This is a genomic window from Aquabacterium sp. G14 (assembly GCF_037482285.1).
Taxonomy (GTDB): Bacteria; Pseudomonadota; Gammaproteobacteria; order Burkholderiales; family Burkholderiaceae_C; genus Aquabacterium.
Map to the genome: position 1 here is coordinate 54751 of NZ_JBBEYB010000002.1, position 19438 is coordinate 74188.

Annotated in this window: 10 protein-coding genes and 2 riboswitches; of the genes, 3 read left to right on the forward strand and 7 right to left on the reverse strand. The window is 64.0% G+C overall.

The annotated features are described in order from the left end of the window. From pbpC to WIT60_RS02665, 7 genes are all read right to left on the reverse strand, one after another. Positions 1-2196, reverse strand: a complete 2196-nt coding sequence (pbpC, locus tag WIT60_RS02635; RefSeq protein WP_339582405.1) for a penicillin-binding protein 1C — start codon at positions 2194-2196, stop codon at positions 1-3. Next, the gene (locus WIT60_RS02640) at positions 2193-8225 is read right to left on the reverse strand and encodes an alpha-2-macroglobulin family protein (RefSeq protein WP_339582406.1); all 6033 of its coding nucleotides are present in this window, start codon (positions 8223-8225) and stop codon (positions 2193-2195) included. The genes pbpC and WIT60_RS02640 overlap by 4 nt, the downstream gene beginning before the upstream one ends. A 140-nt stretch (positions 8226-8365) precedes the next feature. Further along, positions 8366-9628: a PLP-dependent transferase gene (locus WIT60_RS02645; RefSeq protein WP_339582407.1), complete on the reverse strand. Its 1263-nt coding sequence runs from the start codon at positions 9626-9628 to the stop codon at positions 8366-8368. 76 nt (positions 9629-9704) lie between these two features. After that, complete coding sequence (gene rimO / locus WIT60_RS02650) at positions 9705-11114, reverse strand: 30S ribosomal protein S12 methylthiotransferase RimO (RefSeq protein WP_339582408.1); 1410 nt, start codon at positions 11112-11114, stop codon at positions 9705-9707. Between the two features lie 79 nt (positions 11115-11193). Beyond that, on the reverse strand, positions 11194-11850 hold the full coding sequence (locus tag WIT60_RS02655; protein WP_339582409.1) for a 3'-5' exonuclease family protein: 657 nt from the start codon (positions 11848-11850) through the stop codon (positions 11194-11196). After that, positions 11847-13460 (reverse strand): M48 family metalloprotease, encoded by a 1614-nt coding sequence (locus WIT60_RS02660; protein ID WP_339582410.1) that lies wholly within the window; start codon positions 13458-13460, stop codon positions 11847-11849. Before WIT60_RS02660 ends, WIT60_RS02655 begins: the two co-directional genes overlap by 4 nt. 50 nt (positions 13461-13510) lie before the next feature. Further along, positions 13511-14119, reverse strand: a complete 609-nt coding sequence (locus WIT60_RS02665; protein WP_339582411.1) for a hypothetical protein — start codon at positions 14117-14119, stop codon at positions 13511-13513. A gap of 326 nt (positions 14120-14445) precedes the next feature. After that, positions 14446-14555, forward strand: a riboswitch (glycine riboswitch). A gap of 16 nt (positions 14556-14571) precedes the next feature. Next, a riboswitch (glycine riboswitch) is annotated at positions 14572-14709 on the forward strand. An 89-nt stretch (positions 14710-14798) separates the two neighbouring features. On the opposite strand from WIT60_RS02665, the gene gcvT reads away from it, so the two are divergent. The 3 genes from gcvT to gcvP all read left to right on the forward strand — a co-directional run bounded on the left by gcvT (position 14799) and on the right by gcvP (position 19395). After that, positions 14799-15914: a glycine cleavage system aminomethyltransferase GcvT gene (gene gcvT, locus WIT60_RS02670; protein ID WP_339582412.1), complete on the forward strand. Its 1116-nt coding sequence runs from the start codon at positions 14799-14801 to the stop codon at positions 15912-15914. A gap of 110 nt (positions 15915-16024) precedes the next feature. Beyond that, complete coding sequence (gene gcvH / locus WIT60_RS02675) at positions 16025-16399, forward strand: glycine cleavage system protein GcvH (RefSeq protein WP_339582413.1); 375 nt, start codon at positions 16025-16027, stop codon at positions 16397-16399. A 92-nt stretch (positions 16400-16491) separates the two neighbouring features. Beyond that, positions 16492-19395: an aminomethyl-transferring glycine dehydrogenase gene (gene gcvP, locus WIT60_RS02680; protein ID WP_339582414.1), complete on the forward strand. Its 2904-nt coding sequence runs from the start codon at positions 16492-16494 to the stop codon at positions 19393-19395. Positions 19396-19438 lie beyond the last annotated feature (43 nt).

A 19438-nucleotide genomic window follows, 5' to 3' on the forward strand; every position in this document is an offset into this window, starting at 1 on the left:
TCAGCGTTTTGCGCCAGGCTTCACACTCGCTCCTCTCACCTCGAAGCGGACCTCATCCATCAAACCGCCTTGCGGATTGCGCAAGCTCAGAACGTGGCGCCCAGGCCACGGCTGCCACCGCGTGAGGGTCGCCGCCCCCAGTCGTTTGCCGTTGAGCCACCATTGCGCCTCGCGATGCGTGGTGCGCAAACTGATCCGTTGGGCGTGCGGGGGCATGTCAGGGTCCAGAGCAAAGATGGCCCCCGGCGGTGGCGACTGGATGGCACGCGCGGCCCCCTGCCCTGCCTGAGTCTGCGCCAAAGACCAGATGGCTTGCTCGGTTCCGGCGAGGAACACTTCGTGCCTGGGGGGTTCCACCATTTCCGACTCCGTCGGGTTAATGGAGGCATCGAACCTGATCGGCAGACGCACCACGTTGGCCGGACGCACAGGCGTCAAGGATGGCTGGGTGCGGTGCAACTCACGCACCAGAGCGCCCCAGATGGGCGCCGCCCCGGAGACCCCGCTGACGTTACGCATGGGGCTGCCGCTGGCATTGCCCACCCACACACCCACGGTGTAACGACTGGTATAGCCCACACACCAGTTGTCTCGCATGTCCTTGCTGGTGCCGGTTTTGACGGCAGCGAAGCCACGGGTCGCCAGAACACTGTCCAAACCAAAGGTCAACGCCCGGGCCGTGTTGTCTGCCAGGATGTCACTCACCAGGTAAGCGACGTCAGCCGCCAGAACACGACGGGGCTGTGCAGATGTTGACTTGCCTTGCGCAGGCGGTGACGCATGCCATCGCGTCGGTGACCAGATGCCGCCATTGGCCAGGGCGCGATACGCATTGCTCAGGTCGTGCAAGGTGACTTCGGCGCTGCCCAAGGCCAGACCTGGGCCATAGTAGCCGCCGGGCTCGCGCAGGTTCAGCCCCAGATCATTCAGGTGCTGTGCCAATTGGTCGGGGCCCAGCATGGCCCCCGCGCGGACTGCCGGAACGTTCAGGCTGTTCCCCAGGGCGGTGCGGACGCTCACCCAACCTCGGAAACGTCGGTCGTAGTTTTGAGGGATGTAGAGGCCGGCTCCCGTTGGCAACTGCACCGGGGCGTCGTGCAACAAGCTGGCTGGCGTGAGCAAGCGCTGCGCAAAAGCTTGGGCGTACACAAAGGGCTTCAGGGTGGAGCCGGGCTGGCGACGTGCCAGCACCGCATCGACATGGCTGGCCTGGGACAACTCTCCGCTGCCCCCCACCCAGGCGAGCACCTCACCCGATCGGTTATCGAGCACGATGACGGCGCCGTCTTCGACGCCCTGCGAGGACAGTTCGGTCAGATGCTGACGCAGCAGGTCACGCGCCAGACGCTGCCACCGGGCATCCAGGCTGGTGGCGAATTGGGTCGTTGCCGGAGGCGTTTGCTGGATCGCCCACCTTGCGAGATGTGGTGCAAGTTGCTCGCCCAACATGGCTGAGCCCTTTTGCGCCAAGGCGACCGAGGTGAGGAGGTCAATGCCCTGGCAAGAACGTTGCTGCAGGGTGAGCACTTGGCAGGCGCGCCGCACCACCACCCCAGCCGGGGCGTTCGGGCTGCGAACCAGCGCCGCGGCGATCGCGGCTTCCTGCGCGTCCAGGCCACTGGGGTGCTTGCGAAACAAGGTCTGGCTCATGGCGGATAGACCCACCATCTCGCCTCGGAAGGGCACCAGGTTGAGATAGGCTTCCAGAATCTGGCTCTTGTGCCAGTGCCGCTCTAGCTGACTTGCATGCCAAGCCTGACTGGCCTTCTGGGTCCAACTGCGACGCGCAGCGCCAAGCGTTTGCGCTTCGCTGAGCAGTCCAGCCAATTGCATGGTGACGGTGGAAGCCCCACGGGTGCGTTGGTTCCAGAGGTTGGCCCAGGCACTCCCAGCCACGGCCTGCCAATCCACGCCACTGTGCTGCCAGAATCGCTGGTCTTCCGACAACACGATGGCCGTTCGCATGGCAGGGGACACGTCAGCCAGATTCACCCACGGCAGTCGGCGCACCGTCAGGTCGCGCCGCGTGGTGTGCAAGACGTGTCCGTGCCGGTCGAGCAGCATCAGTTCACTGGACTGATGGGTCGCGCGCACTTGCTGAAAGCTGGGCAATGGGGAGGCATGTGCCGATGCCGTGAAGCCGCAGAGGCCCCAGGCCGAGGCCGACAGCGCCAGCACAAATGCGGCCTTGATCAAGGAGAGACCTCCACCACGGCATTGGGGATTTCGCCAAAAGTTTCGGGGGCGTACATGGCCTCAACCCGTGTCGGAGGCAGCTGGAAGCGGCCCGGGTTGTTCAGACGAACCGTGTACTCGACCACATGCCGCCCCTTGGGCAGGTAGTCAAAGTAGGCGCGATAGCCATCAAAGGCCCGCTCGATGTACGTCGGCCAAACACCCTCGCCTCGCTCACCCGCAGCGGCCAATGCACTGTCACGTCCCAAGCCGCTGCCAAGGACTGTGGCGCCACCCGGAACAGGGTCGTTGACGACCACCCAGGTCATGTCGGACTGGGCGTCGATCTCCAGGCGTACGCGCAATACCGTGCCTCGTCCGTATGCCTTGCCGCCTGGTGCGGCATGAGGACCGACGTCTTGAATGCGGATCGACTTGCGGATGGCGTAGCCTGCCTGCAGTGGCGCCTTCAAAGGCACCGCTGCCAAGGCCTGAACGGTCAGCCAGGGGCGACCCGCCCCCTCATGCTGGACCTCCAAGGACGAAACAGCGGCAGTTCGGGATGCCACGGCCGCTGCCCAAGGCAGGCTCACGTCGCCCTTGTGTGGCCCGCTCGCCCATTGATGGGCGCGAGTCTGACCGCCGAGACTGGCACGCGTCACGCCGCTAACCGGCACCTTCTCGAACCGTTGTGCGAACTTGTCCAGCGCCAGCGAAGCCCACAGGTTGGCATGTGTGCTCAGCCATGCGCCATGACGCTGCCGCGCCAGCGCGCCGACCACCATCCTGGGCAGATCTTCTTGCCAGGCGGGTCGGTTCAACACGGCCAGGATCATGCGTGCTGCATTGGCGTCCGGACTGTCCATGATCCACCACCAGAAGTCATCCGCTTCGGTGGAGAAACGCAGCGTTGTGCCGGCAAAAGTCATGCGACTGCGCAGGACCTGCTCGGCCTCAAGCAGCCTCTGATCTCGCGCGGGCATGGTGGACACACGTTGCAGAATGTTGAACCAGTTGATGAGCGCCGCCGTGGGCCACTGCTGAGGCGCAATCGACACGGTGTCCAGCATGCGGGCATCGGCCCGGCCGTAACGAGACAGGGCCTCGATGGCGGCCAGCCGCCGCACGTCGTTCATCACGCTGCGCTGCGGGCCGGCGGGTGACCAAACCTGACGTTGCACACGGCCTTGCACGTAGGCAGCCAGGCCCTGCAGCATGGCCTCGCGGGCTTGGTCTGGCAGTGCAAACCCGGCTTCATGGCTCACGGCCAAGATGTGCGCCGTCAGGTAATCGGTACCCTGGCCGCTCATGCCGGGCATGGGCGGAAAATAACTGGCCAGGCCATCGGCATCCAGGTAACTGGGCAGCTGTCGGGTGATGTCTGCCCACAAGGTGGCGTCATGCAGGCCGACGGCCTTGGTCACCTTTTGCTCCAGGCACACATAGGGATACTGCTGAAAATAGCGACGCAGCCCCGGCAGATCACTGGTCAGTGTGGCTTGCAACCCCAGCTGGATGCCGCCGCGCGCTTGGCGAGTTGTGCCAACTGCATCGGTGAGCGCATCGGCAGGAGGGGCAACCGGCAAGCTGTATGGCCCGGTCAATTGGGTGAGCGTGGCTTGCATCACCCGCACGGGCACCGCAGGCATCACCTGCTGCATCAGCTTGACGCGATCGCTCACGCCCGCCTTGCCGGAGGCCACGACTGAGCCTTCCCAGTTCAGTTGTCGAACGCCGACGGGCACATCCACGGGCCAACGCAACTCGCGCGCGCTGTCGGCGGGCAGCTCCACTTCCTGAGAAGGCAAGCTCAGGGTGGCAGCTGCAGCCGCGGTGCCGGCGGCATCGTCACGCTCAGTTTGCGCAGCCAACTTGGCCTGAACACGCAAAGTCTGAGAGGTCGTGTTGCGCAGCGTGAAGATGGCTTCGAAGCGATCCCCCTCACGCACCAGGGGCGGCAGCCCCGGCAGCACCTGCAGATCCTGGGTGATGCGGATGGTGGACGCGCCCGTGCCGAAACGAGAAAGTCCGGAACTGGCCACAGCCACCAGGCGGAAGCTGGTCAACGAATCGTTGATCGGGACCTGAACCCACCCCTCCCCTCGGGCATCCAGTTTGACACTGCCTTGCCAAAGCAAAAGCGTATCGAAAAGCTCGCGTGTGGCGCCATTGCCCCCGCCACCTCCAGCTGCGACTGCCTTACGGCCGTAGTGACGGCGCCCAACGATCTCGTTCTGAGCGGTGCTCGTCTCCACACCCCAGGCGCGCTCTTGCAAGACAGCATCGAGAAGCTTCCAGGAATCATTGTCGGACAGCGCCAGCAAGGACTCGTCCACCGCGGCAAAAGCGAAGTCGCCTTGAACCGGTTGCCCCTGATGAGTGACACGCACCTTGACCTTGGCTGTCTGACGAACAATATACTGGGATTTGTCAGGCGTGACGTCCACCTTCAACTCGTGCTCGGCCGTCCCGATGCGCAACGCGGCCACACCCAGTTTGTAGGCTGGCTTGGACAAATCGACCATGGCCGTGGGCGCCTGGTATTCACGCCCCTCGTACCAGAAAGCCTTGGCCCACTCGATGGGAGAACGCCAACCCCACGTGAAGAAGCTGTACCAAGGCACTTCACGGATGCGTCCGCGCAAGGCCATCACGCTGACATACACATTGGGCGCCCAGCTTTGCAGTTCGCCATCCGGGCCCACCTTGGCTTTCGGAATGGGCAACTCGATGACCGGGTCCTTCCCGGTCAGGGTCATCACACGTTGCTCCAAGATGCCTTCGCGCTCGACCGACACCAGCACGGTGGCTTCGCGGAATGGCATGCGCACCTGCAGGCGAGCGGTCTCGCCAGGCTCATAACGCTGCTTCTCCGGCAATACGTCCATCCGGTCGTCGTTGTCCTGACTGAACCACAACTCGCCTTGGCGCGTGACCCAGACGATGGTGGCCACCTGCACACGGCGTTGGGTACTGTCCTTCGCCTGCGCAATCAACTCGATCTCGCCGGCCTCGTCCAAAGTCGTCTCGCACATCAGCAGCCCACGAGCGTCGGTCGTGCCACTGCACACCGAGCCCAGGTTCTTCACTTCGGTGCGGTTGTCATAGGCGTAAAAGCCCCCGACGATGCGCTTGCGGGTACTGAAGGTTTGGCTGAGGCGAGCTTGTACGCTCACGTTCTGGCCCTTCAGCGGCTGGCCACGGGTGTCCAAGGCCACCACCTGGAAACGGGTAATACCTTGCGCATCGCCCCCGGTACCAGTCCAACGGGCGCTGCGGATGCCCAGCACCACCGACGATGGCCAAATGGGCACCGAGGTGGCCACAGTCTGGACCTCGCCATTGGGGTCGGTGAAGGTCATCTCGGCGTGCAGCAGGCCAGGGCGAGCGCGTTGCGGCAAGTCCTTCAGCAGCACCTTGGCGGCACCATCTCGGTCGGTGAGCACGGCCAGCTTGTCCGCCACCACGCGATCGGCACCGGCGCTCTCCCCCTCATCGCCCTCGTCTGCATCGTTGGCGTTTCGATCCGGCCTGGCCTGAGGCTCTTGAGGCGCTTCGAAGCTGTAGTCCTCGTAACCCGTGAAACGTGGGGTGCGCTCCTTCAGCACCGCTGTGACCTGAACCGGCGCTTGGGAGACCCCACCGCCTGACAGGTAGCGCAACTGCGCCGACAGCGTGATTTCCCGCGGTGCCAGTTGCACCTCCTTCGGCCCACTCAAGCGAGCGTCCACCAAAGGCAGGCGGAACTCTTCCACCCGGAAGCGACCGCTGCTCAGGCTGCGCCGACCATGACGGGCGTGGCCCTCCAGGCTCACCTCGTACAGCCCCAGCTTGGCCTCCTTCGGTATGCTCCAACTGGACAGGGCCTGCTGACGCGCTTGCCACGTCAGTGGCTGGCTGTATTCCGTGCCACTGCCCACATGGGTGATCTTCACGGTGTCGGGCAGGTACTCTTTGGGCACAGCGCCCAGACCCGTCCCAGTTTCTGCACGCATGAAGTGCTTCATGGACACGGTTTCACCGGCGCGCAACAGCGTGCGATCCAGCACCGTGTGGGCGCGCTCGCTGTCGTCCTCGGACGCATGCTCCGGACTGACCGTGGGATGCTGGAAACGCCAGGGCTCAATCCCTTTTTGCCAATCGGTGAACACAAAGGCCAGATCGGTCTTGCCTTGATACGGACCGTCTTTCAAAACCTTGCGGGCGGTCACAAACAGCCCGTCTGACACGAGGCAGTTTGACGCGCGCGAGACGGTGAAAACCTGCTGCACCTTGGCCAGACCATCTGAGTTGGTGCGCCCCCGCCACAAAGCCACCCCGCGACAGTCATTGATCGTCACCTCGGCATCGGGCACCGGTTTCCCTTTATCGAGGGAGGTGACCCAAACCGAAACGCTGTCACGCCCGAGCTTGACGTGCACACCCATGTTGCTCACCAGCACCCCGGTGCGCACATACATGGGGGCCTTGCGTGCCAGCAGGCTGGTCCCCAGTCGAACCGAGCTGAGCTCGATGACGTGATAGCCAGGCCCCTGCACGGGGATGCCCACCACCTCGAACGGTCGTGGGTCCTTCGCATCGGCGGCGGGCACAGTCAGCTTGCGGGCCTCTTTCACGCCGCCGAGCAGTGACAGCTCACGGGTCCCAATGCGCCTCTCCCGCTGGTATCGCTGCGGCTTGCCCTCCTCATCGGTCTCGCTCACCCACTCCATCCATTCAGACTTGGGTCGCCCCAGCTCCTGGGCGCTGAAACTGGACTCGTGGTAGCGACGCACCTTGGCCATCCAACGCAAGATTTCCGCATCGCTGTGGACCGACTGCGTGCGCACGCCCAAGGACGCGTCGACCCCTCTGATGGTCAGCGATTTCTCGACATGGCGCACGGTCACCGGCACCAGTGGCGGCTGCCCAGGGTCCCCCATGAGCTCAATGACGCCAAACGGCGCCGCGGCAAACTTCGCCAGAGGCGGCATGCTCGATGTCGCGACCTTCAAAGGAAAGACACCCGCGTTGGCCAATGCGCGGCCACTCTCGTCGCGCAAATCCTTGGGCAACGCCACCGTGAAGGCACTGGACTCAGGCAACGGGGGCTGAAAACGCACCTCACTCACCGTATCGTCGCGTTCGTCCTTGCTCCAAAAAGGCGCAATGGCAGCCCCTGAGGCGGGCTGCAGACGGATCTGCTGTGCCAGCGTGCGACGTACGGGCGCAGACAGCTTCACCGTCATCGGCCGCAGCGGCAAACAAGGACTTTGCGCCCGTTCGCGCTCGCAACTGAATTCGGCCACGAAGGCACTGCGCACCTGAAAGTCAAACGCCTGCGGCTGCCGCGTGACGAGGCCGGGCGCCCCCCGGGAGGCAATGCCTGGCCCCCACACCAGCTTCATGCGAGCGCCGGCAGGCAAGGGACGCTGACAGCGCAACAGCACACGGCTTGCAGCCTCAGCCCCCGTGATGCCCTGCTCTTTCACCACAGCAGCCAAGGGGGCGCCGCGCACCACAACCACAGGCAATCGCTCGCCCAGCCCCTCCACCTCGCAGTGTGCATGTTGGCTCACGCTGGCCTCATCCGCGGCCCCGGTCAAGGTCAGGAAGAAATGCGTGTCCTCTTCAATCTCGCCCCCACGGGGCTCGATGTCGCGCACTGCGGGTCCGCCTGTCTGGAACCGGTAGGACGTGGGCTGTAGCGCCCCGGCCTCTTTCAACTTGGGCATCCACCCTGAACGGGGGGCCACCACACAGCGCACCCCAGGACCCAGGTCTTCCGCGAAGTCATACACCCAGACCTTGTCGGTCGCCCATCGCCCTCCTCCTGGCGGCACCGTCCCCTGGCACTGGACGGTGAACGGATCATCGTGCCGCAGGTCCCCGAGCGGCGTCACGGACTGGGCGAAGGTGATGCGAATCTGGCGAGCCTGAGCCACCTCGCCCTGGGGCGACATCTGCCGCACCGAGGCAGCTTGCGCGGGCAAGGTCCCCAGCACCCCGAGCGCTCCCAATCCGACAGCAACACGCCAACCCAGTTGCCAAATGCGGTGTCTCACGTTCATGGGGACGCTCTCATTTTTTATGACGATGATTGGCCGGCAGTCTAGCGAGGCCCGGTGACAGCGCCCACCCCATCATGGGCGTATGAAAGGCGGACAACGCCAAGCGCAGAGACGCTGCCGTCCAGGCTGACACACGGGAATCAGGCGCGCAAAACGCGCAGTGCCTGATCCAGATCTGCGATCAGATCCTCCACCCGCTCCAAACCGATGGCCAAACGCACCAACGTGCCTTGCTTCCCGGCCAGAGGTCCGTACTGGCGCATGCCCTGCAGTTCATAAGGCATGACCAGACTGAGCGGGCCGCCCCACGAGTACCCAATCTTGAACAATTTCAGCGCGTCCACGAATGCCTCGACGCGGTCTTGCGTGAAGTGCTGCGCCTCGAACACCATGGACACCAGCCCACCCGCCGCGCGGCAGGTCTGCGACCAGTGCGCATGCCCGGGAGAGTCGGGCAAAGCGGGATGCAACACCTGCGAGATCTCAGTCCGCTCGATGAGCCACTTCGCGATCTGACGCGTGGACGCATCGTGGGCTGCGTAACGCACGGCCAAACTGGGCAAGCCGCGCAGCACCAATTCGGCGTCGTTCGCCCCCACCCCCAGCCCCAGCCGCATGTGGGTCATCTTCATGCGGTGGTGTAAGGTCGCATCGCGGGTGACGACAGCACCCATCAACACATCGCCACCGCCCGAGGGGTACTTCGTCAGCGCGTGAATCGTCACATCCACGCCGAAAGCCTCGCCTTCCGGCGTCTGCCCCAATCGGAACGCGTCAAACGCCAAACCGGCGCCCCAGGTGTTGTCCAGCACGCTCACGACCTGCGGGTGGGCACGGGTGACCGCCAGCAGACCGGCCAGATCAGGAAACTCCAGCGTCACGCTACCGGCTGCTTCCAGCCAGACCAGCTTGGTACGCTCGGTGATCTGTGCCGCCAGCGAGGCCGGATCCTGAGGGTTGTACACCCGGTGCGTGATACCCCAATGGGCCAGTTCACCGCGCGCAAAATCCTTGCCCGGGCCATAGGCGTTGTCAGGGATCAGCACCTCGTCGCCTGAACGCAGCAGCGCCATGTCCACCAACGCAATGGCCGCCAGGCCGGAGGGGACCAGCAAGGTCTGCAAGCCACCTTCCAGCGTGGCCAGACGCTCTTCCAGCGTGAAGGTGGTGGGGGTACCGTGCAGGCCGTAGGTGTAGCCGCTCTTGTCCTTCCACTGCCGCGTCTTCAGGGCAGCGGTGTTCTCGAAAATCACCGTGGAAGCTTTGTGCACCCCTGGTTGCACCGTTTCGAACCCGCCGGGGGGCTGGTAAGGGTGGTGAATCAGGGCCGTGGCCACATCGTTCAGACGGGCCGGATCACCCGTTGGCAGGGAGGACAGGGAGGCGTTGGCAGGTGTGCTCATGCAGGGATGCTAATGCACCCGCCGCATGAAAGAGGCCGCAAGCCGTATACCAACGGGGCCGAGCGCCCCCCTCTGATCAGATCGGCTGACCGATCAGGTCATGCCCTTCCACGGCCACGATGCGGGCCTTGGTGAACTCACCCACCTTCAGCGTCTTGCTGGCCTTCTGGGGCGGCAGCAGGCGCACCGTGCCGTCGATCTCAGGCGCATCGGCATAGGTACGACCCACACCGCCCTTGCGGCCCAAGGCTGGCGCACTGTCGACCAGCACCTGCATGGTGGCGCCAACACGGCGTTGCAGCTTGGCAATCGACACCTCTTCGGCCACAGCCATGAAGCGCGCACGACGCTCTTCGCGCACCTCGTCAGGCAAGGCGCCTTCCAACTCGTTGGCCGGCGCGCCTTCGATCGGCGAGTAGGCAAAGCAGCCGGCACGGTCGATCTCGGCCTCGCGCAGGAAGTCCAGCAGGTACTGGAACTCCTCTTCCGTCTCACCAGGGAAGCCGGCAATGAAGGTCGAGCGCACGACGATTTCCGGGCAGATCTCGCGCCAGCGACGCAGGCGGTCGAGGTTCTTTTCACCGTTGGCCGGGCGCTTCATGCGCTTGAGCACATCGGGGTGGGCGTGCTGGAACGGCACATCCAGGTACGGCAGGATCAGACCTTCGGCCATCAACGGCACGATCTCGTCCACGTGCGGGTAGGGGTAGACATAGTGCAGGCGTACCCAGGCACCGTGCTCACGCGCCATCTCGCCCAACTGTTTGGCCAAGTCGTACATGCGAGTCTTGACCGGCTTGCCGTCCCAGAAACCGGTGCGGTACTTGACGTCCACGCCATAGGCACTGGTGTCCTGGCTGATGACCAGCAGCTCCTTCACGCCCGACTCGAACAGGGCCTTGGCCTCACTCAGCACATCGCCAATCGGGCGCGACACCAGGTCGCCGCGCATGCTGGGAATGATGCAGAAGGCACAGCGGTGGTTGCATCCCTCGCTGATCTTCAGGTAAGCGAAGTGCTTGGGCGTGAGCTTGATGCCCGCCACACCACGCGCCTCGGGCACCAGGTCAATGAAGGGGTCGTGGGGCTTGGGCACATGGATGTGCACCGCGTCCATCACTTCCTGGGTGGCGTGCGGCCCGGTCACGGCCAGCACCTTGGGGTGCACTTCCTTGATCAGGTTACCGCCATCTGCACCCGCCTTGGCCCCCAGGCAGCCGGTGACGATCACCTTGCCGTTCTCGGCCAGCGCCTCACCAATCGTGTCCAGGCTTTCCTTGACCGCATCGTCGATGAAACCGCAGGTGTTGACGATGACCATGTCGGCCCCGTCATAGGTCTTGCTGGTTTCATACCCCTCCGCACGCAGTTGCGTGAGGATCAATTCGGAGTCGGTCAGGGCCTTGGGGCAACCGAGTGAAACGAAGGCAATCTTGGGCGCCACGGCCGAGCCCGCAGCCATGGAGGGTGTGTGTTCAGAACTCATGGGGCGAGATTGTCCGGCAAATCGGCCGCGCCCGACAGGAATTCATGCACAAGCCCCTGTATTCCGAGGCGGGCGCAGATCAATCTCCGCAGAACAAACGGCACTTGGGTTTCAGCTTGAAATCGGCCAGAAACTTGTTGAAAGTCGCCTGATCCAGTGGCGCGTAATGCAACTTGGGCGCCAGGTAACGCACCAGCCAGTACTCGTTTTCGTGGATGAAGCCGATGGACTGGCTCACATACTCCAGCCCCCAACTGTTGAAGCTGCGCGTTTCGAGTTTGAAGGCGTCCACGCCATCCAAGGTGACAGGCCGAATGGCGATGCGCTCCACCGTGCCGGGCAAGGGCTTGCCGTGATCGACCGGGAACAGCGCCAGCACACCCTCCTTTTCCTCGTCCTGGTAACGAGCGAGGTCCAGCTCGTTCTCCCGGAAACCGCGCAACTGCAGTGTGGCCAGCTCGCTGGGCGCCGCATCGGGCTTCAGTGTGACCCCTGCAAACGCCTCGTCCAGCTCATGGTGCGTCACACTGATCTGCTGCAGGAAAAGGCCATCACGGGTGATCAGCAACACATCACTGTCGGTGGGCGCGCGCTTCCAACCTTCGGGCAAGGTCGCCACGTAGGCCCGTGCGGGCCCTTCAAAGCGCGCTTCTTTGCGGATGTTCTGCCATTTGGGTGCACACCCGGCGCTCAACACTGCGATCGCCAGCAGCGTCACCCATGTCTTGATGCTCATTTCGAGGCCTCACTCAGTTTCTTGTCAATTTGTCGCAGATGCTGCTCGACGAATCCGCGCTCATCCCCTTCGGGCACAAACCTCAAGACTTTGCCCAAATGCTCTTTGGCCTCGGCCCATTGACCCCGTCGATAAGACAGGTTGCCGAGCAGCTTCCACATCCGAACGTCCTCTGGATGCTGAGCCAACAACTCTTGAGCCAAGGCCAAGCCCTTGCCCTGCAAGGCAGGGTCATTGGTCGCCGCGTACCCTTCTGCCAGCAGAGCACGTACACGATCAGGCAGCTTCCATGCCTGTCGCGGGCGCTCGATGTTGCGCATCAATCGTCGGTATCGCCCCGCCTCCAACTCGGCCTCCAGCAGAGGCATCACAAGCGGCGCGATCGCCTGGTGATAAGCGACCTCTTCAGTGCCAGAGGCGTCAGGCGCAGCCGACTTGGCATTCGCCCTCTCAGGTGCGAGCTCTGGCAATCCGGGCTCCAATCCCTCAGGCACCACCGCGACCACATTGCTGGACGACAACACCACGACCACATCGGGCTTGACGCCCGCCCCACCCGATTCAGGTTGCACGTCAGAGGCATTACCGGGCACGCCCTCCGCTGCCTGCGGGACCACCGGGGCGGTTGCAGCGACGGTGAGAGTCTGAGGAGAGGCCATCAACGCCGGAACAGCGCCTGCAGCAGGCCCATCCACTGCGGCCGCCGTCGCCGGCAGAGTGCCGGGCACACCCGCCTCGCGTCGCCCCTGAAGTTCGCGCTCAAACTCTGCCAAAGCCTTCAACCGGTCCGACAAGCGATCTTCATTGGCATAAAAGACGGAGAACTTCTTCTCATCCAGCACGGCCTCGTCATACAGACGCTGCATCACGCGCCGGTAGGCGTCGGTTGACCCCTGCTTCTGCTGGATGAAGGCCATCGCATACCGATCCGACTCCTCCTCCAACGCATCCCTGAAACCGAAAATCGAGGATTTGACGACCATCCCGATCCCCGTCACCGACATGCTGCGAAAGAAACTGTCCGCCAGAATCTCCCTGAGTCGGTTCAGCCGGTCTTGCAAGATCTCGCGCCCGCTCGTGAGCAACATCTCCTGCGACAGACTGGCCACGCTCTTGGCCAAATCCATCACACCCACCCCGGTGGCAATCTTGGAGGCGATGTCTGCGGCATCCAAGGCGGTTGAGGCGATCACCTTCGCACCAGCCCCCATGCGCGCCGCATGCACTGTGCGCACCGTGTGTCGGTGCGTGAAGTGCGCAATCTCACGAGCCAGAATCACCTGCAACTCGTCCTCCGAGTCGAGACGGAGCAACATGCCGGCACTCAGGTAGATGTCCCCATTCGCACTGGTGAACGCGAGCACATCGGCCTGATCAATCACAAACACAGTGACCTTGCGTGACAACTCCGGCCAGTGCTTCGTCAACACACCGCGCACCAGGCGCTGCATGGTCTCCACGGCTGGCGACGGCTTGCCGCGAATGAACTGCCCGCGCAGCAACTCGGCCTCGTCCCACAAACGCTCTTCCAGCTCATCAGCAGCCTGAATGCTGGCCGCATCCGGAAACGGGTCATAGCCCACCAGCGCGTGCGCTGACAGGGCGCTCATGCCCCAGGCTGCGACGAACACCCAAGACCATGCCCACGGCCGTGCCATGCTCAACGCCCCTCGCGAGATTTCAGCGAACGACGGAAATCTGACAGCACCGCTTCGGCCATCTCCTTCACGTCTTCTTCATCGGTCAAGGCCTTGCGGTTGGCCATGTCGCTGTCGAACATCAGGACATTGCCCGTCGCGACGTCGATCACGCCCAACACCACGGCGGCGGGCTGCGCGCTGAGCGACTCCCCGACCGGCAACACCGAGGTGATCGCATCGAACACCTTGCGTGAAGTGCTGCGAACCTTGTCCTTGCCAACCACCAACAAAGTCGTATCCAGTTGATGCCTGCGCGCCACATCGGCCATGCCGGCACCCAGTGTGTAGTCAAAGTAGTCTGCCTTGGTTGACCACGCGTCCACGGTCTTTTCCTTGACCAGCAGCATCTGGCTAACCATCGTGGCGAACAGGGCTCGGTGCTGCAAGACCAACGCCTGGTCTTCTTCGCTCAAGTCGTCAAAGCTGACCAGCTGGAAAGTCTGCTGTGCACGCCCAAGATCCTGCACATGCGCCGCGAGGGCCTTGGCGGCCTTTCTCTCTGCCGACACCACACGCTCTTCGGTCTTGCCGAAGGTCACCTCGGTGATCACGAAATCGGCTGGGACCACCAGCACCCGTCGGGGCGCATCCGACCTGCCTCCAGCCAGCTCAGACCGAACAATGCCGCGTGAGCCACACCCGGCCAAACACACCAAGATCAACAGGGCACATGCCCAACGTCCCCACCGTGTCTCTGCAACGTGACGCATCTTTTTCATTCCCCACAGACTAACGTCGACCACCCCGTTCACCCGGATCAGACCGCTCAATCTGCACAACAAATTTGAACGATCAGATGTAACTGCGCGTGCCATCCATGGCACCTCACACCCACTTGCGTGAACCAAAAGGCGGTCTGATGTCACACAGACAGTGCTTGTCCGCACGCTACAATGGCCGCCTGTCAGGAGAGAGCCACGCCCCGAGCGAGGCCGCCGAAGGCGCAGGACCCCACAACGCGAGTTGACGGCCCGAACGCTCAGGCAAAAGGACTGGCAGGCATGGCGGCTTTCGAGCCCCCATGATCCTCACTGGAGAGAGTCCGGAGGCTGGCACCACGTGACAGCGAGCCAGGCCACCGAAGGGGCAAGCCCACAACGCTGCAACATGGTTGCAGCGAGGGGTCAATCTCTCAGGTAAAGCGGACAGAGAGGGCAGCACCGACCGGCAACACACTGGCCCAGCCAGCGCAGCGCATGTCGGATCCACTCAGATTGCCCTCCACTGGCTTCCAGGCCAGACACCGCCATGTCCGCTGACCTGCTCAAAACGCCCCTGCACGCCCTGCACATCGAACTCGGCGCCAAGATGGTTCCCTTCGGGGGCTACGACATGCCCGTGCAGTACGCCACCGGCATCCTCAACGAACACAAGCACACCCGCGCCGCCGCCGGCCTGTTCGACGTGTCCCACATGGGCCAGGTCCTGCTCAAGGGCGACGGTGCCGACGCGGCACTCGAATCGCTCGTCCCGGTCGACATCGTGGACCTGCCGGTGTTCAAGCAGCGCTACGCCCTGTTCACCAACGAGCAAGGCGGCATCCTCGATGACCTGATGGTCACCCGCCGTGAAAACGACCTCTTCGTGGTCGTCAACGCCGCGTGCAAGAACCAGGACATCGCCCACATGCAGCAGCACATCGGCGCCCGCTGCACCGTGCAGCCTCTGCCTGACCAGGCTCTGCTGGCGCTGCAAGGCCCCCAAGCCGTCACCGCCCTCGCGCGCCTCAATGCCGACGTGCAAAAGCTGGTGTTCATGACCGGCGCCCACGTCGTGCTGGACGGCATCGACTGCTTCGTCACCCGCTCCGGCTACACCGGCGAAGACGGCTTCGAGATCTCGGTGCCTGCCGACAAGGCCGAACAACTGGCCCGCGTGCTGCTGGCCCAGCCTGAAGTCAAGCCCATCGGCCTGGGTGCCCGCGACACCCTGCGCCTCGAAGCCGGCCTGTGCCTCTACGGCCACGACCTCGACCTCACCACCACCCCCGTCGAAGGCAGCATCACCTGGGCCATCCAGAAGGTGCGCCGCGCCGGTGGCGCCCGCGCTGGTGGCTACCCTGGCGCCCAGACTATCGACACCCAACTGGCCAACGGTGCCACCCGCAAGCGCGTCGGCCTCATCAGCAGCGAGCGCATGCCTGTGCGTGAAGGTGCCAAGGTCGTCACTGCCGACGGCACCGAAATCGGCGTGGTCACCAGCGGCTCGCCCAGCCCCAGCCTGGGCCAGCCCATCGCCTTGGCCTACGTGCCCCCAGCCCATAGCGCCGTCGGCACCGAGTTGTTCGCCGTCGTGCGCGACAAGCGCGTCGCCATGACCGTGACCACCCTGCCCTTCGTGCCCAACCGCTACTACCGCGGTTGAGCGACGCATCCCCGCAAGTTCGCGCTTCTGTCGTCAAAAACGCGCCGAAGGGCTGAGATACTCATGCCCGTTCGGCAAACCAACCTTTTTCCATTTTCAGGACGTCTCCCATGACCATCAAGTACACGCCCGACCACGAATGGCTGCAAATCGAAGCTGACGGCACCGCCATCGTCGGCATCACCCACCACGCACAAGACGCCCTGGGCGACGTCGTGTTCGTCGACCTGCCTGCCGTCGGCACCACCTTCAACCCCAAGGACGTGGCCGGTGTGGTCGAGTCCGTGAAGGCCGCCGCCGACGTCTACATGCCCGTCACCGGCGAAATCACCGAAGTGAACGAAGCCTTGCGCGACGACCCCTCGCTCGCCAACACCGACCCCACCGGCGCCGGCTGGTTCTTCAAGGTCAAGCTCAGCAACCCCGCTGAACTCGACGCCCTGATGGACGCCACCGCCTACGACGACCTGCTCAAGAACGCCTGAGCCTCGTCTGACGCCATCGCGCCCTGCGATGGCCTCTGCCCCGCGCACCAGTGGTGCGGGGCCGCACACCCTGCCTGACGCCGTTGCCCACCATGCCGAACACCGCCCTGCCCACCCTCGCCGAACTTGAGAACGCGAACGAATTCCAGGCCCGCCATCTGGGCCCTTGGGATGAAGAACAAGCCCAGATGCTCAGCGCCATCGGCGTGGCATCGCGTGAAGCGCTGATGGAAGGCATCGTGCCGGCCAGCATCCGCCGCACAGCGCCGATGGACCTGCCCGCGCCCGTTACCGAGGCGCAGGCACTGGCCGAGCTCAAGACCATCGCGCAGCAAAACAAGGTGATGCGCAACTTTATCGGGCAGGGCTACTACGGCACCCACATTCCTGGCGTCATCCTGCGCAACATCCTCGAGAACCCCGCCTGGTACACCGCTTACACGCCCTACCAGGCTGAAATCTCGCAAGGCCGCATGGAAGCCCTGGTCAACTTCCAGACCATGGTGACCGACCTCACCGGCATGGCGATTGCCAACGCCTCCATGCTGGACGAAGCCACGGCCGCCGCCGAAGCGATGACCCTGGCCGCCCGTGGCGGCAAGAGCAAGTCCACCCGCTTCGTCGTCTGCCACGACGTCTTCCCGCAAACGCTGGAAGTGATCCAGACCCGCGCCAAGCCGCTGGGCATCACCGTGGACCTGGTGCACGCCAGCAACCTGGCAGCCCATCTGGAATCCAACGACTGCTTTGCCGCCCTGCTGCAATACCCCGGCGTCAACGGCCAGATCCGTGACCTGCGCCCCCTCATCGATGCCCTGCATGCCAAGGGCGCGCTGGCCATCGTCGCCGCCGACCTGCTGGCCCTCACCCTGCTGACCCCGCCCGGTGAACTCGGCGCCGACATCGCCCTGGGAACCACCCAGCGCTTCGGCATGCCCATGGGCAACGGTGGACCTCACGCCGCCTACCTGGCTACCAAGGACGAGTTCAAGCGCTCCATGCCTGGCCGCCTGGTCGGCGTGAGCGTGGACAGCCACGGCGACACCGCCTACCGCCTGGCCCTGCAGACCCGCGAACAGCACATCCGCCGCGAAAAGGCCACCTCGAACATCTGTACCGCCCAGGTGCTGCCCGCCGTGATCGCCAGCATGTACGCGGTCTACCACGGCCCTGAAGGCCTGAAGCGCATCGCCCTGCGCGTGGCCACCTACACCGCCATCCTGGCCGAAGGCCTCAAGGCACTGGGCCGCAAGCTGGTTCACGACACCTACTTCGACACCGTTCACGTGCTGGCCGAAGATCGCGAAGCCGTGATGGCGAAGGCCGTCGCAATGGGCATCAACCTGCGTGATGCCAGCGCCGACAGCGTCAGCATCTCGCTGGACGAGACCACCACCCGCAACGACATCATCGACCTGTGGACCGTGCTGGCTGGCGACAAGGCCCTGCCCTCCTTCGCCGCCTTCGAACACGGCATGCCCCTGGGCCTGCCCGCTGCCCTGCGTCGTGCCAGCACCTACCTGACACACCCGGTGTTCAACACCCACCACAGCGAAACGGAAATGCTGCGCTACATCCGCGCCCTGTCCGATAAGGACCTGGCGCTGGACCGCACCATGATCCCGCTGGGCTCGTGCACCATGAAGCTGAACGCCACCAGCGAGATGATCCCCATCACCTGGCCGGAATTCGCCCACATTCACCCCTTCGCCCCGCGCGACCAGCTCAAGGGCTACGAGTTGCTCAACGAGCAACTGTGCGCCTGGTTGTCGCAAGCCACCGGCTACGCCGGCATCAGCCTGCAACCCAACGCCGGCTCGCAAGGTGAATACGCCGGCCTGCTGGTCATCAAGGCCTACCACGAGTCGCGCGGCGAAGGCCACCGCGACATCTGCCTGATCCCCGAGTCCGCCCACGGCACCAACCCGGCCAGCGCCCAGATGGTCGGCATGAAGGTGGTGGTCACCAAGTGCGACGCGCAAGGTAACGTCGACCTCGACGACCTGAAAGCCAAGTGTGAACAGCACAGCGCCAACCTGGCCGCGGTGATGATCACCTACCCCTCGACCTACGGCGTGTTCGAAACCCGCGTCACCGAGTTGTGCAAGCTGGTTCACGAACATGGCGGCCGCGTCTATGTCGATGGCGCCAACATGAACGCCCTGGTCGGCCTTGCCGCGCCAGGTCAGTTCGGTGGCGACGTCAGCCACCTGAACCTGCACAAGACCTTCTGCATCCCGCACGGCGGTGGCGGCCCGGGCGTCGGCCCCGTCTGTGTGGTCGAAGACCTAGCCCCCTTCCTGCCCGCCCACCGCTCGGCCGGTGTCGGCAGCGATGTTCAAGTTGGCGCCGTGTCGGCTGCCCCCTTGGGCAATGCTGCCGTGCTGCCCATCAGCTGGATGTACATCCGCATGATGGGCGCCGAGGGTTTGAAGACCGCCACCGAAGTGGCCATCCTCAACGCCAACTACGTGGCAGCCCGTCTGGCTGACCACTACGACATCCACTTCAGTGGTGGCAGCAACACCATCAAGGGTGGCGGCGTAGCCCACGAGTGCATCCTGGACCTGCGTCCTCTGAAGGAAACCAGCGGCGTCTCCGCCGAAGACGTGGCCAAGCGCCTGATCGACTACGGCTTCCACGCACCCACACTGAGCTTCCCGGTGGCAGGCACCTTGATGGTGGAGCCCACCGAGAGCGAATCGCAGGCAGAACTGGACCGCTTCTGTGACGCCATGATCGCCATCCGCGAAGAGATTCGCCTGGTCGAACAAGGCAAGTTGCCACAGGACGACAACCCGCTCAAGAACGCCCCGCACACGGCCGCCAGCCTGCTGAAGGCCGACTGGCCGCATGCATACAGCCGCGAGTTGGCCGCCTACCCGGTGGCCAGCCTGCGCAAGCAGAAGTACTGGTCGCCTGTGGGTCGCGTCGACAACGTGTATGGCGATCGCAACCTGTTCTGCTCGTGCGTGCCGGTCAGTGATTACAACTGATCAGAACCCACCGCCAGCTCAAAACACAAAAGGCCCCTCTCGG

Coding starts and splice junctions, on each gene's coding strand:
- WIT60_RS02640 (WP_339582406.1), bottom strand. CDS start 8,225: ATGAACGTGAGACACCGCATTTGGCAACTGGGTTGGCGTGTTGCTGTC.
- WIT60_RS02645 (WP_339582407.1), bottom strand. CDS start 9,628: ATGAGCACACCTGCCAACGCCTCCCTGTCCTCCCTGCCAACGGGTGAT.
- rimO (WP_339582408.1), bottom strand. CDS start 11,114: ATGAGTTCTGAACACACACCCTCCATGGCTGCGGGCTCGGCCGTGGCG.
- WIT60_RS02655 (WP_339582409.1), bottom strand. CDS start 11,850: ATGAGCATCAAGACATGGGTGACGCTGCTGGCGATCGCAGTGTTGAGC.
- WIT60_RS02660 (WP_339582410.1), bottom strand. CDS start 13,460: ATGAGCGCCCTGTCAGCGCACGCGCTGGTGGGCTATGACCCGTTTCCG.
- gcvT (WP_339582412.1), top strand. CDS start 14,799: ATGTCCGCTGACCTGCTCAAAACGCCCCTGCACGCCCTGCACATCGAA.
- gcvH (WP_339582413.1), top strand. CDS start 16,025: ATGACCATCAAGTACACGCCCGACCACGAATGGCTGCAAATCGAAGCT.
- gcvP (WP_339582414.1), top strand. CDS start 16,492: ATGCCGAACACCGCCCTGCCCACCCTCGCCGAACTTGAGAACGCGAAC.